Origin of the sequence: Treponema putidum (assembly GCF_024401155.1) — a bacterium.
GTDB classification, from domain to species: Bacteria; Spirochaetota; Spirochaetia; order Treponematales; family Treponemataceae; genus Treponema_B; species Treponema_B putidum.
Genome location: NZ_CP038804.1, coordinates 2,302,576 through 2,316,682, shown reverse-complemented (window position 1 = coordinate 2,316,682; position 14,107 = coordinate 2,302,576). Strand labels below are relative to the sequence as shown.

Here is a 14,107-nt window from a genome sequence, read left to right as displayed (position 1 = left end):
AGGAGTAATTTATGGCAAAGAAGGTTGTGATTGTAGGAGGTGTTGCAGGCGGTGCTTCCGTTGCTGCAAGAGTTAGACGCTTGGATGAAAATGCTGAAGTTATTATGTTTGAAAAAGGTCCCAATGTATCATTTTCAAACTGTGCTTTGCCGTTTTTTTTAAGTAGAATTGTTCCCGAAAGTGAAAATCTTGTTTTGATGACTCCTGAAAAGTTTAAAAAGCAATATAATATTATTGCAAAGACTTCGCATGAGGTATTGGCAGTTGATTCGTCAAAAAAGATTGTTAAGGTAAAAGACTTAAATACCGGTAAAGAGTTTGATGAAACTTATGATGTTTTAGTTCTGTCTCCGGGAGCGGCTCCTGTTGTTCCGCGCTCAATAGCAGGATACGATAAGCCTCATGTCTTCACAGTGAGAAATGTTGTAGATATTACAAAACTTGATGATTATGTTAATGCTAATAATGTAAAAGATATTGCGGTTATAGGTGCAGGGTTTATTGGAATTGAGGTTGCCGAAAACTTTAAACTTGCCGGTAAAAATGTTTTCCTTATAGAAAAACTTCCTCAAGTTATGGCCCCATTCGATTATGATATGGCTCAGATTCTTCATAAAGAATTGTACGATAAGGGAGTAAACTTAATTTTGGGTGACGGGATAAAAGAAATAGGAGACGGTTTTATTGTCCTTGAGAGCGGTAAAAAAATTGAGGCAGGGGCTGTTGTTTTATCTTTGGGAGTCCGCCCTGAAGTTACTTTAGCCCAAAGTGCAGGCGTAAAACTTGGAGATACGGGAGCAATTTTAGTAGATCATAATTACCGTACAAGTGTAGATGGTATTTATGCAGTAGGGGATGCTATTGAAGTCAGCCATTTTATAACAAACAAAAAGACAAGGCTTACTCTTGCAGGCCCTGCACAGAGGCAGGCCAGAGCAGCAGCAGATGATATGTACGGTATTCCTCATAGAAATACGGGAGTCATAGGCTCTTCGGTTATCCAATGTTTTGATTATAATGCTGCATGCACAGGCCTTAATGAAAAAGATTGTCAGGCTCAAGGCATTAACTATGACTTCGTCTATGTTATCCCAGGTGATAAGGTAAGTATAATGCCGAATGTACATCCCCTTTTCTTTAAACTGATTTTTGCTAAGCCTTCCGGTAAAATTTTGGGAGCTCAAGCAATAGGAAAAGGAAATGTCGATAAGCGTATAGATGTTATAGCTTCATTTATTATGTTGGGCGGAACCTTGGAAGACTTAAAAGAGTTAGAGCTTTGCTACTCACCGATGTTCGGAACTGCAAAGGATATTGTTAATCATGCAGCTCTTGTAGGTTTAAATATTTTAAACGGTGTATATAAACAAATTCCCGTAACTATGGTTCGAGAACTTGTAGAAAACAATGCTTTTATAGTTGATGTCCGTGAGCCTAAGGAATTTGAAGCAGGCCATATTATAAATGCCGTAAATATTCCTTTGAGTCAATTACGTGAAAGAATGAACGAGATTCCGAAAGATAAGCCGGTGTATGTACATTGCCGTTCAGGTCAGAGAAGCTATAATGCACTTTGTGCTCTAAAAGGTAAAGGATATAAGAACATAGTAAATATCATGGGTTCGTTTTTAGGTATAAGTGTTTATGAATACTTTAATGATGTTACTCAAAAGCGAAAGCCGATAGTTACTAAATATAATTTTAGATAGGAAATGGTTAAATCAACAGCCCCGATGCAGGGTTTCGGGGGGGTGGTTTATTAATGATTCGGCCAACATTTTTAAAGCCTGTCTTGAAAGATTTCCATCCACTGAAATTGCTTCTAAAAAAACATTTTCGGGCACAACGGCCAAACGGCAGTCGGTTACAGCAATAGCCGTACCCGTTCTTCTTCCGTTTAAAAGACAGGCAAATTCTCCAAATAAATCTCCTTTTCCGAAATGTAAAATTTTGTTTAATCTTGTAACGCTTACGGTTCCTTCTATTATGTAGTAAATCTCACTTGATTCATCTTCATAATTAAAAATAGTTTCTCCTGCTTTTATTTCTATAGTTTGTTTTCCGTATTCTTTTGGCGGACTAATAAAAAGATGTCTTAAAAGCTGATTGAAAAAACCGGGCGCATCTTCTTTCGGGAGTCTGTACAGCTGCGAGATTATAAAACTATTAAAAAATTGGTTTACGTACATAAACTGTGCAAAAAATACAAAAAAGAAAAAGAAAAACCATACTTGAATTAAGACAAGTATTACATTCGTAAAAAGACCGTATACTAATGTAAATTTAGCTGTAGATCTAAAAAAACTAAAAAATATTTTTACAAAATAATAAGATAGTGTGCAGGCTGCAGATGAAAGCAAAGCTGTTTTAAAAGACGGTTTTATAGGCGGCATCAAATAATATACCAAACACACAAACAATTGCATAAAAATGACGGGAATAAATTTAAACAGGTTCCTTAAAAGACTGAATAGACTAGTTGAAAAAACAGGTTGAGCAAAATCACTTCTAAATACCGCAGAGCCCGTTATTAAAAATATAAATAGAAAAACAAGAAAGATGACAACAATTATTTCACCTAAAATAACTATTAGGCTGGTTTTTAACGGCGTGATTTTTATTTTCTTACGGTATACTTTTCTGATTGAATGCTGAATTGTTGCAAAAAACCGTCTGGCCATCCATAAAACAAAAATCAAAACAATAAATTCAAAAAAAGAAAAGCTATTTACGTTCAATAAAAAATAAAAAAATCTGTCAAGATTAATCGTGTTTTGAAAAATTGAAAGCGCTCTTAGGGCTTCTTTTATTTGCTGCGGGCTTTGTTTTAGTACACGGAGTAAAATAGTTAATGTTAAAATAAAAACAGGAAGAGCGGACATTAAAAAATTATATGCTCCTGCTGCCGCCGTAGTTAAAAGGTCATTATTTACAAAACTTACAATTGTGATATATATTTTTTGATTAAAATCATAGAGACCTTTTTTTTGTTCTTGAATAACTCTTGTATACCAAGCTAAAAATTTTTGACTATTGCTTTTTTCTCTTTTCAATCAATGTCCTCCTATTTTGTATAATAATATACTACTAATTGTGTTCTGTCTCTTAAATTCAATTTTTCGAGTATTGAAGAAACATAATTACGGACTGTTCCTTCGCTTAAACTAAGGCGGTTTGCTATTTCCTTATTATTAAGTCCGTCAGCAACCAATTCTAAGACATCCGTTTCCATATCATTTAAGTCTCCTAAAAATTGAGAGCGTGTCGGTTTTGTTTGAGGCAGTTTTGATATTATCTCCGAATCGAAAACAATGCTTCCGGTGTCGACGGCATTAAGTGCAGGAACAAGAGAGCTGATGTTTTGTTTTAATATATAACCTTTACACCCGAAGTTAATGGCTTTTGTAATATATTCTTCATCGTTAAAAGTTGTAAGCAATAGTATTTTTGCATCGCTATGCTCAGCTAAGATTTTTTCGCTAGCTTCTATACCGGTCATATTTTCCATTCTTATATCCATTAAAAGAATATCCGGTTTGTATTCATTAAAAAGAGAAACAGCTTCGCATCCTGTGGAACCGGTTGCAATAATATCGAATCCGTTTGCTGTTAATATTGTTTTTAAAGAAGAAACTACAAGGCAGTCATCATCAACTATTATTATTTTCATTTTATTTATCCTTTGTTTTTGGAAATATGATATGGGTTTTAAATCCGTTTTTAGAATAAAAATTAATTATACCTCTATGTTTTTCTACAAGGTCTGCTATGACTTTTAATCCTATACCATAATTTAGATTTTTTATTTGTTTTTCTGAAAAACCTCGCCCGTTATCTTTTATTATAAGAGAGTAAAAGCCGATATGTTCCAGTATGCTGATATTCAATTCGCTTGCCCCGCTATGTTTGATAGTGTTTGAAAGGCTCTCTTTTACTATCGAAAAAATATCGTATTTTAGCTCATAGGATATGGAGTCTACTTTATATGTTAATTCTATTTTAGGCTTTTTTGTGTTTTCAGCAAGTTCTTCTAAGCCTGTTTGTAAATTAAAAGAATCATTGTGCATATTATGAAGACATTCTCTTATTTCGGTCATACCTTTTTCTAAAGAACTTTGTAAAATATTTAGGCTTTTCTTTACTTCTTCCTGATTGGAAATATATTTTAGTGCATTTACCTGTAAAATACCTGCACTCAATGTATGTCCGATAGAGTTATGAAGACTCCCTGAAATTCTGTTTCTTTCGGCCAAAATTAAAATTTCGGCATTTTTTAAAACATCATTCTTTAAAATTCTCTCTCTCTTTTCCGAATTAATTATGTTTTCGGCAAGTTTGTCTTTTAGTCCGGTTACTTCCAATGTTTTAAGTAAATAGTTTTCTTTAACGCCTGAATAAAAAAATATAATCAAAGCAAACAGAAAAAAAATAAGATCAAAATTAAAAAAAAGACATAAAATGGGAACACATTTAAAAAATAAAAAATAATTTTTTTGAGAATCATTCGAGGGTTTACTGTTTTCTAAATTCATAATTATAAAACTAGGAGAAAAAAAAGCAAGATTTTTATCAAGGCTTGCTATAGCTATTATAAATGTTATAAAAATTAAAGGTTTTATATAATTATTGCTTATCATCCCAGACCAAAGGCCTAAAGAAAAAAAGATCATAAAATAAGGTATAGCGGTAAATGAGCCTGTTTTTACAAGTACAAAAAGAGAAGAAAAAAAGGTTATCAAAAAATTTTCTAAAAATAAAAGCATATAATCATAGGGCTATCTCAACTACAAGATCCTCCACTCATTGAGTATAAAGGAAAAAATTAAAAAAATCAATAAAGAAAAAGATACTGTGTTGACACTTGCAAAATACTGTGCAATAATTGTAAAATAGAATTTACATTAAGGAGTTTTAAGTTATATGTATGATATAATTGGCTTGGTTAAACAAAAAGAAGCTAAGATTATTCAAATTAGACGGGATTTGCATCAGATTCCGGAGCTGGAATTATCCCTGCCTAAAACTGTTAGTTATGTTTGTAAGCAGCTTGATGAACTGCAAATACCATATTATAAACTTGTTGACGGTAATGCTATTGTTGCACTCATTGAGGGTAAAGAAAAGGGTAAATGTATAGCAATCAGGGCTGATATGGATGCCTTGCCGATAAAAGAAAATACGGGCCTAAGTTTTTCATCAAAGCATGAGGGCTGTATGCATGCTTGCGGCCATGACGGGCATACGGCGATGGCTCTCGGAGCTTGTATGGTGCTCAAAGAACTGTCATCGGAATTTAAAGGCTCTGTTAAAATTCTCTTCCAGCCGGGAGAAGAATATCCCGGAGGAGCCCTTCCTATGATTGAAGAAGGCTGTATGGAGAATCCGAAGGTTGATGCCGTAATAGGTCTTCATGAAGGTTATATTTATCCGGGCGTTGAAAAAGGAAAGATTGGTGCATGTAAGGGGCCTTTTTTTGCTGCAGCTGATAAATTCAAGATAATCATAAAGGGGCGTGGAGCTCATGGAGCTTATCCCCATCTTTCGGCGGATCCTGTTCCTATAGCTTGTGAAATAGTTTCGGGCTTGCAAAAAATAATAAGCCGTGAGCTTCCGCCTACTTCTCATGCCTTGATTACTGTAGGACAAATACATGGAGGTACCGCTTTCAATATAATCCCCGATGAGGTTTTTATTGAAGGAACGGTACGTGCTACGGATGAAAGCGAGCGCAGCTTCATTGCAAAAAGAATTGAAGAACTTGCTTCAGGTATTTCAAAATCTTACAGGGCAGAAGCAAAAACGGTTTATGATTTTAGATATCCTGTTTTAATAAATGATAAAGGTTTTACGGAATTTTTTATTGAAAGTACAAAAGAAATTTTGGGAGAAGATGTTATCCACGAAATTACGGTACCTACAATGGCCGGTGAAGATATGGCATATTTTTTGCAAAAAGCTCCCGGTACTTTTTTTGTTTTATCCAATCCCGTTATTCATGGCGGCGGACAAATTTATCCTCATCACTCGGATAAGTTTGATGTAGATGAAAGTTTATTTTATAAAGGAACCTCGGCTGTACTGGCCGCCGTTTTAAAATATTTAGATTTTGAAAATCTGAAATGAAGAATATACGATTACACTTTTTTGTCTATCTACATATAAATTGATGATTTTTATGCAGAAACACTTGACTTATCTGCATAAAAATGTATAATTTTTATGCAGAAAGGCGGCTTATGAGAAAATTCGATTATTCTTTTTTAAAAAATGCTTTGCTTCCGGCTGGGCTTTTGAATATTTCTTCAGGAATTGCAGAGCTTAAAAATGAGGCAAAACACAGAAAACAAGATTATCTAAAAGTTTTTACTGAACTTGAAGCAGTTGCAAGAATTCAGTCTATTAAAAGCTCAAATGCAATCGAAGGTATTGTTACAAGCGATGAAAGAATAAATGCTATTGTAAATCAAAACAGTGCTCCTTTTAATCATGATGAGGCTGAAATTGCAGGTTATCGAGATGCTCTTGATGCTATTCATTCAGCCTATGAAAATATTGATTTTACGGTTAAAGATATTTTGGATATTCATAAAATTTTAATGTCTTCGGCAGGATATGAATACGGCTGCCGGTTTAAAACTTCTAATAATTCTATAATTGAAGTAGATGCAGAGGGCAATAGGAAAATCAGATTTCAGCCTATATCTGCTGAAGAAACACCTATGGCAATGGAACAATTGGAGCTTGCTTATCTTTCTGCACGGGATGACAGCGGTATTAATCAGTTATTATTGATACCATGTGTCATTCTTGATTTTTTATGCATTCACCCTTTTAAGGATGGAAACGGAAGAATGTCAAGGCTATTATCCTTACTTTTGTTATATAAAAACGGATATGATACAGGTAAATATGTTTCTTTTGAGGAGCAGATAAATAATTATAAATCCTACTATTATGATTCTCTAAAAAAATCTTCATATTATTGGCATGAAAATAAAAATGACTATATCCCCTTTATCGAAAACTTTTTGTCCACCCTTTACCGATGTTATAAAGAACTTGATAAGAGGTTTGCCGTTCTTCACGGAAAAAAAATTACAAAAACGGCCAGAGTTGAAGCCTGTGTTCTAAATAGTCTTACCCCAATTTCAAAATCGGAAATATGCAAAATTCATCCCGATATTAGCCCTACAACTGTTGAGGCAGCCTTAGGCACTATGTTACGGGAAGGATTAATCAAAATTATCGGCAGCGGCCGATTTTCAAAATATATAAGAAATAAACCTATCCTATAATTTCGATTATAGTCGAAATTATAATAAAAATATCTTATTTTATCGATTATAATCGAGATGGTCTGCGGGTTGATTTGGACTGTGATATTTATCTGACAGGTTCAAATTCAGGTGCCCCGCTACGATACTGCGGGAAAAAAGGTGCTTAAAATCGACAAAAAATTCCATAGATTTTAGTCAAGATGGAATTATCCACAAAAACATAATAGATTTTTTACTTGAATACGGAGACTAGGCTCTATCCCATGTAAAGCACCTCATCGGCAAGAGCTGCTGCTTCTTCTTTGTCGTGGGTAACGTAAACGGCTGTGTAGCCCAAGCTCTCCTGCTTGACTCTTAATTCTTTGCGCAAGTGCAGGCGTAGGTCTGCATCCAGGGCCGAGAGAGGTTCATCAAAGAGGATGAGAGATGGCTTTACTGCAAGGCTCCGTGCAAGAGAAACCCTTTGTTTTTCTCCGCCCGAAAGAAGGTCGGTTTTGCGTTTTTGTAAGGCCTCTAAATGAAAAAGCTCAACAAGGGGGGCAATGGCTTTGCGGGCTTCTTTTTTGGACATACCTTGGGAGACCAGACCATAAAAGATGTTTTCTTCAACATTAAGATGAGGAAAGAGGGCATAGTCCTGAAAGACCATTCCGATTCCGCGTTTTCCGGGAGGTGTGCGGCTGATATCTTTTCCGTCCAAGATAAGTTCTCCCGAATCGGGGGAAATGAGTCCTGCGATTATTTTTAAAACCGTTGTTTTGCCGCAGCCTGAGGGGCCGAGAAGAGCCAAGGCTTTTCCCTTTTTTAATTCAAAAGAAATGGAAATGTCTTTTTCTGTAAAATGTTTTTTTATGTTTTTAAGCTGTAAAAACGGTTTTTCTTTTTCCATGAGGTTCTCCAAATTTATTTTTCCTGTAAAAAGAAAACAAAGCCGGTTATAAGGCTTAAGACAACTGCAACCGCAGAAGATTCTACAAATCGGTATGAGGAAGCATAATCGAATATCAGCAGGGCAAGGTTATTAAAGTGCGGGATGTTTAAAACTATGGGTAAGGATGCATCTCCCGCACTTATGGCAAAGACAAAGGCCAAGGCGGAAAAGATGCCCTTCTTGCATAGAGGTACTATCACCTTAAAAAAGGCCGTTTTTTTATCCGGTGAAAGCAAGACTGCCGCATTGATAATATTTTGAGGAATGCGTAAAAGCGAGGTCTGTATTTGAGTCCACGCAAAGGGCCATGCAAGGGAGCTTTGTGCAAAGATTAAAATGAGTTCCGTTCCGTTAGGCCTTAATAATAGCCAGCCGAAGCCCAGCATTACAGAGGAAACTGCCAAGGGCAGATAGGGAATCGCGTATATTTTTCTCCGGTTATAAAAAACGGTAATATACGCAAAGAATAAAGAAGATGCAAGGCTTACAATGGCCGTAAGTGCTCCGATTCTTATGCTTGTCCAAAGAGCAGTCCAAAAAGTTCGGGATAAAAAAATATTTTTCCATGCCTTAAAATAAAAGAATTTGTTAAAGATAGAAGTATAATTTACATTATATGTAGAATGTAAAAAGATAGAAAACAATGGCGCTATTAAAAAAAGAATAATTATAAAAATCGTAAAGCTAAAAAAAGCTTTTTGTCCAAAGCCTTTTATTGAGGTGCGCTCCCTTATTCCCTTTAGGTTTTCGTTTTGTACCCTCATCTTTTTTTGCAGGTTAGAATAGATGAGGATTAAAATTAAGGCCGCAGATATTTCTGTGAGGGCTATCTTTGCGGCAAGGTTCATATCCAATTTTGTGCGGGCTGCCTTATAAAGTTCTACCTCTAAGGTAGTAAGGGCAAGGCCTCCGAAAAGAAGGATTATTATAAAACTAAAAAAGCAAAAAAGGAAGATTAACAAAAAGGAAACGGCTATCGAATTTAAAAGAGCCGGAAAGGTTATGGTTTTAAAGATTCTAAATTTACTTGCCCCTAAAAGGATAGCTGCATTAGGTTCATCTTCGCTTAAGCGTTCCCAAACTTGAGAGATTGTTTTCATAGCAAGAGGAAAGTTATAAAAGCCGTGGATTATAACTACTCCCGCCATCGAAAAAATAAAATTGATAGGCGGTTCTTCTTGGTTTAATAAGCTCTTTAAAAAAGAATTGAGGATTCCGTTATTCCCGAAAAATATTATAAAGGAAAGGGCAACAATTATTGCAGGTACGCAGAGGGGGACGCTCGACAGAGCCATTAAAAATTTTCTACCCCGAAAGTTTTTTCTTGCACAAAAATAAGCAGCAGCAAAGCCTACCGCACAGGCAAGAGCTGCGGAAAAAAAGGCCTGAGAAACCGTAAAGGCTGCAATCCTAAAAACTTGCGAAAAATCAAAAGAGCTTTTTACTCCCGTAATATGCGAAAAGTCAAAGCGTGAAGAAAATAAGGGAACAAAGCTTAAAATCAGCGGAAGAAAAAAAGAAAGCAGAACAAGAAAAAAGATAAGGCCGCCGAGTGGTAAAACAAGGCAGCCTACCTTTGATAGGCCGCTCGGCCGAGAAAGTCGGTCATGTCGAGTTTCTCGGCCTTGCCGTTTATTTTTGTAAAACATTGATTACGGCATTTACCGATTCGGTTTGATCTTCTGAAGGAATACGCAAAACTTTTGCAGGTTTGGGAACATCCTTATAAGAAGCAGGAAGGGCAAGCCCCTTGATAACTGGATACATAAACTGTGTTTCGGGAAGAAGGCTTTGAGCTTCTTCCGTCAGCATAAAGTCTATAAATTCCTTTGCTCCTTTAGTATGAGCTGCATTGGCGGCAATACCCATACCTTCAATTTGAATAATATGTCCTTCTTCAAAAATCAGTGGTTGAAAGCGGTCTGTTTTGTCATATAAAACATGGGAAGCGAGGCTGCTTGTGTAAGAGATGGCTATGGGAGCTTCTCCGGTTGTAAAATAGCCGTAACCCGTGCTCCACTTGGGAGCCATTGCGAAGATGTTCGGCTTGAGAGCCTTCCAAAACTCAAGATACTTATCGCCAAAAACGGCCTTTGTCCACGAGACTAAACCCAGACCTGTTGTACTCGAACTCGGATCCAAAATAACAATCTTTTTTGCATAAACCGAATCGGTTAGTTCCTTTAAAGATGAGGGCTTTTTGATTTTGGCCTTTGTATCGAACATAAAGGCAAAATAACCGTAGTCAAATGGAGTCAAAAGCCAGTCATCGGCAATAAGAACACCTGAATCTATCTTGTCTGCGGCCGTAGGTTTGTAGGCTTTTAAAACTTTTGCCTTGCGTGCCTTTTCGATAAGGTGGTTATCTATACCTATGAGGACATCCGCTGTAGAAGCCTTGCCTTCAAGTATGGCCCTGTTTAAAACGCCTTCTTTGCAGATAACGTATTCAACTTCCTTGCCCGTTTTTGCCTTAAAGAGCTCGGCAATTTTCGGACCCGGCCCGTAGTCGGCAGCGAAGGATTTTGTTGTGTAAACTACGACCTTTGTTCCGTCAGATTCTTTTGCACCGCCTGCAAAAAGAGCGGCACAACCTATGATTAAAAAAGAGAAAATTAAAATAGAGCGTAAATGATTTTTCATAAGCTCCCTCCGCCGGTATTATCCGGATCAGGTAATAGGGCATCCGTGCGGACAGCCCTTTGCGGGTATGTTCTCAGCTTGTAAAAGCACCCCGGCAGAAGTGAGTTTAACATAAGGAAAAAAAGAATTCAATAGCATGTAAACAAATATATCAAAAAATAAAAAATGCACGTAGAAATAAATAAGGCAACAAAGTTAAAAAACAAATTATCGGTTTTATCCGATAATTTGTTTTTAAGTCATTATATCAAACCTATTCTAATAATCTTGCCTCAATGATTTGACTGAATTCGAAGTTTTCGATTTGGAGATAATAAGAAGCAACATCCATTAAGGCGGCCATCGGGGTAAGGCCGACAATTTCGGTGCCTACGACATTTACGCCATAGCGTTTTGCTTCCATCTTTACCATTTCATAGGATTGGTAAAGAGACGTTTTTGTGTAGTCGGTCATGTTCATTGAAACTTGAACGATCCCTCGCTCTGTAAGATCTACGCCCATTGCTTTTACAAAGCGTAAGCCTCCGCCTATGTACCTAACTTTTTTAGCAATTTTGTCCGCAATCGAAAGATCGCTTGTAGCCAAGTTTACGTTAAAAGCAACAAGGGGCATTCGGCAGCCGACTGCTGTAACACCTGCAGAAGGATGAATCTCGGTTCCGCCGAAGTCGGGCTTCCATTCAGGCTGCTTTACCTTTTCGGACATTCCTTCAAACTGACCTTTTCTGATATTGGAAAGGTTTTCACGTGCAGGAGCAGATGCCGATTTTTCGTATAAGAATACGGGAATCTTGTGCTTCTCCCAGATGAGCCTTCCTACCTCCTTAGATAATTCGATACATTCTTCCATTGTGGAATTTTTAATCGGAATAAATGGGACAACATCGGTCGCACCCATTCTGGGGTGCGCCCCTTCGTGTTTGCGTAGGTCGATAAGACTTGCGGCTATTCCGATAGCTTCCACTACGGTTTTTTTAAGCTCTTCGGGTTCACCTATTACGGTTACAACGGAACGGTTATGATCCTTGTCTGATTCATAATCAAGCAGTTTTACATTTTTTTTTCCGCGAAAAGGGGCTATAATCTTTTCCAAAACTTCAGGATCGCGGCCGTTACTAAAGTTAGGAACACATTCAATTATTTTGTTCATCATAACAAACTCCTAAGACATTGAACTCTTCGTGCAAGTGTAACATAAAAAAAAATCTTAGGCAAGATAAAAATGATTTATTAATGGTTTATAATACAAAAATTAAGCACTGATTGACTTATTCAAAGTTTACGTAAATCAATCAGTACCCTTTGTTTTTTAATAAAGCTTTTAATTTTTCGGTCTTAACGAAGCAAATTTATCTAAGATTCTTTGCCTGTCTTTTCCGAAGCTGCTTAAATCTTCCTTTATAAGCTTATCTTTCGGCAAGCCTAATGAAAGCCCCTTAACACCCGGTTTTACAAGTTGGGCGGCATCTTTTCCGTCATGTCTTGCAATAATTTCTTGACCCTCTTTTGTAAGCATAAAATCGATAAAAGCCTTTGCCGCATCAAGATTCGGACATGATTTAAAGATTGCAGTTCCTTCCGGTACCCATGGGATTCCGTCTTCGGGATATACTACAATTAGGTTTTTATCGTCTGCAAGTTTAAAAGCTTTTTCATCTGCAGGAATAATGCCAACTGCAAATTCACCCTGAGCTGTTTTTTCTTGCGGATCCTTTCCTCTCTTTCCCAAAAAAGGAATATTTGCGTTTATTTTTTCCCAATAAGCCCAGCCTTTTTCTTCGCCGAAAAGATCGAGTAAGCCTTTTACCGCTCCGTAGTTTGTACCCGAAATTGCAGGGTCGCTCATAATAACTTCTCCCTTGTATTTAGGGTCGGCCAGCTCTGCCCATGTTTTTGGCATGGGAAGTTTTTTCTCGGCCAAGACATCCTTGTTTCCGATAAAGCCTACAACGGTAATTCCTTTTGCAATCCAAGCTCCGTCAGAGTCCTTATATTGGACAGGAATATCCTTTGAGTTGGGAGAAACATAGTTTTCTAAAAAGCCCTCTTCCTTTGCTGACATAAAGGCATCAATTCCGCCTCCGAACCAGACATCGTAAATAGGTTTGCCCTCGGCTCTTGTTCTTGCCAAAACTTCTCCGCTCGACATCGAAAGAAATTCAACTTTTACATTTGTCTTTGCCGTAAATGCGTCAAAGAGCTCTTTATAAGCGCTTGTTGCAACCACATTTAATGTTTTTCCTGAAAGATCCTTTGATTCTTTTTCGGAAGAACCGGCTGCAAATACAAAGGTACTTGCAATCAATAAAAATAATGCAGAAAAAATAATCTTTTTCATTTTGTCCTCCATAAAAATACTTACAGCCAAGATACACTGAAAGGACAAAAGAGTCAATATAATTTTTAATAAATTTATAAAATTCATAATATATCTATTGACTTTTTATTCTTTATGAAACATTATAGGCAATACACGGAGAGGAGTATGCACTACATAGGAATAGACATCGGCTCAACGGCAACCAAAACCGTTATAATGGATGAAAATAAAAAAAACATCCTTTATAAAAATCGTATACCTAGCGGATGGAACAGCAAGGAAACGGGAGAGGCTGTCTTAGACTGGGTAAAGGAGACCTTGCAAAATAATGATTTTAAAATAACCGCTACAGGCTACGGAAGAGTAAGCGTTCCTTTTGCAGACAAAACCCTAACCGAAATTTCCTGTCATGGAAAGGGTGCTCACTTTTTGGCAAAAAAAGATGTAACCGTAATCGATATCGGCGGGCAGGATACAAAAGTCATTCTTGTAAAGGACGGGCTTGTAATTGACTTTATCATGAACGATAAGTGTTCGGCCGGTACAGGTAAATTTTTGGAATTAATGGCAAACAGGCTGGGCTTGAGCTTACAGGAAATAAGCGAGTACGCAGTAAGGGGAAAGGACTTAAACCTTTCTTCCGTCTGTACCGTCTTTGCCGAATCTGAAGTAACCTCCCTCATGGGAAAGGGAACTCCCCGCGAAGATATTGCAAGGGGAGTTATCAACCAAATAGTTTCAAAAGTAGTTTCATTAGCAAACAGAAAGCCTCGCTCCGATATATATTTTCTGACCGGAGGTTTTAGTTCAAATGCCTACATAATAGAAGAAATCTCAAAAAAACTTGAAGCCCCCGTTTTATCCGATGACTTGGGGGCCTTTGCCGGAGCAATAGGAGCCTGTATATTATCATGATAGATATTTCGTTTTTGGAGA

At 37.0% G+C, this 14,107-nt stretch carries 12 protein-coding genes; 4 read left to right on the top strand and 8 right to left on the bottom strand.

Annotated elements, in window-relative coordinates:
* Positions 1-11: 11 nt before the first annotated feature.
* Positions 12-1,709, top strand: a complete 1,698-nt coding sequence (locus tag E4N74_RS10800; RefSeq protein WP_044978110.1) for an FAD-dependent oxidoreductase — start codon at positions 12-14, stop codon at positions 1,707-1,709.
* Between the two features lie 12 nt (positions 1,710-1,721).
* Here the strand turns inward: E4N74_RS10800 and E4N74_RS10795 are convergent, their stop codons facing one another.
* The 3 genes from E4N74_RS10795 to E4N74_RS10785 are packed head-to-tail and all read right to left on the bottom strand — an operon-like array spanning position 1,722 to position 4,763.
* Complete coding sequence (locus E4N74_RS10795) at positions 1,722-3,053, bottom strand: YhjD/YihY/BrkB family envelope integrity protein (protein WP_044978109.1); 1,332 nt, start codon at positions 3,051-3,053, stop codon at positions 1,722-1,724.
* An 11-nt stretch (positions 3,054-3,064) separates the two neighbouring features.
* Positions 3,065-3,670 (bottom strand): response regulator transcription factor, encoded by a 606-nt coding sequence (locus tag E4N74_RS10790; RefSeq protein WP_255817645.1) that lies wholly within the window; start codon positions 3,668-3,670, stop codon positions 3,065-3,067.
* A 1-nt stretch (position 3,671) separates the two neighbouring features.
* Positions 3,672-4,763 (bottom strand): sensor histidine kinase, encoded by a 1,092-nt coding sequence (locus E4N74_RS10785; RefSeq protein WP_044978105.1) that lies wholly within the window; start codon positions 4,761-4,763, stop codon positions 3,672-3,674.
* A gap of 157 nt (positions 4,764-4,920) precedes the next feature.
* Here E4N74_RS10785 and E4N74_RS10780 point away from each other — a divergent pair, with 157 nt between their 5' ends.
* Both E4N74_RS10780 and E4N74_RS10775 read left to right on the top strand, forming a co-directional pair.
* Positions 4,921-6,123: a M20 metallopeptidase family protein gene (locus E4N74_RS10780; RefSeq protein WP_145475314.1), complete on the top strand. Its 1,203-nt coding sequence runs from the start codon at positions 4,921-4,923 to the stop codon at positions 6,121-6,123.
* Positions 6,124-6,236: 113 nt separating this feature from the next.
* On the top strand, positions 6,237-7,295 hold the full coding sequence (locus E4N74_RS10775; RefSeq protein ID WP_255817640.1) for a Fic family protein: 1,059 nt from the start codon (positions 6,237-6,239) through the stop codon (positions 7,293-7,295).
* 238 nt (positions 7,296-7,533) lie between these two features.
* Here E4N74_RS10775 and E4N74_RS10770 read toward each other — a convergent pair whose 3' ends face one another.
* The 5 genes from E4N74_RS10770 to E4N74_RS10750 all read right to left on the bottom strand — a co-directional run bounded on the left by E4N74_RS10770 (position 7,534) and on the right by E4N74_RS10750 (position 13,189).
* On the bottom strand, positions 7,534-8,166 hold the full coding sequence (locus E4N74_RS10770) for an ABC transporter ATP-binding protein (protein ID WP_255805255.1): 633 nt from the start codon (positions 8,164-8,166) through the stop codon (positions 7,534-7,536).
* A 14-nt stretch (positions 8,167-8,180) separates the two neighbouring features.
* A complete protein-coding gene (locus E4N74_RS10765) occupies positions 8,181-9,857 on the bottom strand; it encodes an ABC transporter permease (protein ID WP_255817639.1) in 1,677 nt (558 codons plus the stop codon).
* On the bottom strand, positions 9,841-10,851 hold the full coding sequence (locus E4N74_RS10760; protein WP_255817638.1) for a thiamine ABC transporter substrate-binding protein: 1,011 nt from the start codon (positions 10,849-10,851) through the stop codon (positions 9,841-9,843). The genes E4N74_RS10765 and E4N74_RS10760 overlap by 17 nt, the downstream gene beginning before the upstream one ends.
* A gap of 253 nt (positions 10,852-11,104) precedes the next feature.
* Entirely contained in the window at positions 11,105-12,004 is a 900-nt protein-coding gene (gene ftcD, locus E4N74_RS10755; RefSeq protein WP_044978098.1) for a glutamate formimidoyltransferase, read from the bottom strand.
* A 168-nt stretch (positions 12,005-12,172) separates the two neighbouring features.
* Positions 12,173-13,189: an ABC transporter substrate-binding protein gene (locus tag E4N74_RS10750; protein WP_255817637.1), complete on the bottom strand. Its 1,017-nt coding sequence runs from the start codon at positions 13,187-13,189 to the stop codon at positions 12,173-12,175.
* Between the two features lie 147 nt (positions 13,190-13,336).
* Between E4N74_RS10750 and E4N74_RS10745 the strand changes: the two genes are divergently transcribed.
* Complete coding sequence (locus E4N74_RS10745; protein ID WP_255817636.1) at positions 13,337-14,086, top strand: acyl-CoA dehydratase activase; 750 nt, start codon at positions 13,337-13,339, stop codon at positions 14,084-14,086.
* Positions 14,087-14,107 lie beyond the last annotated feature (21 nt).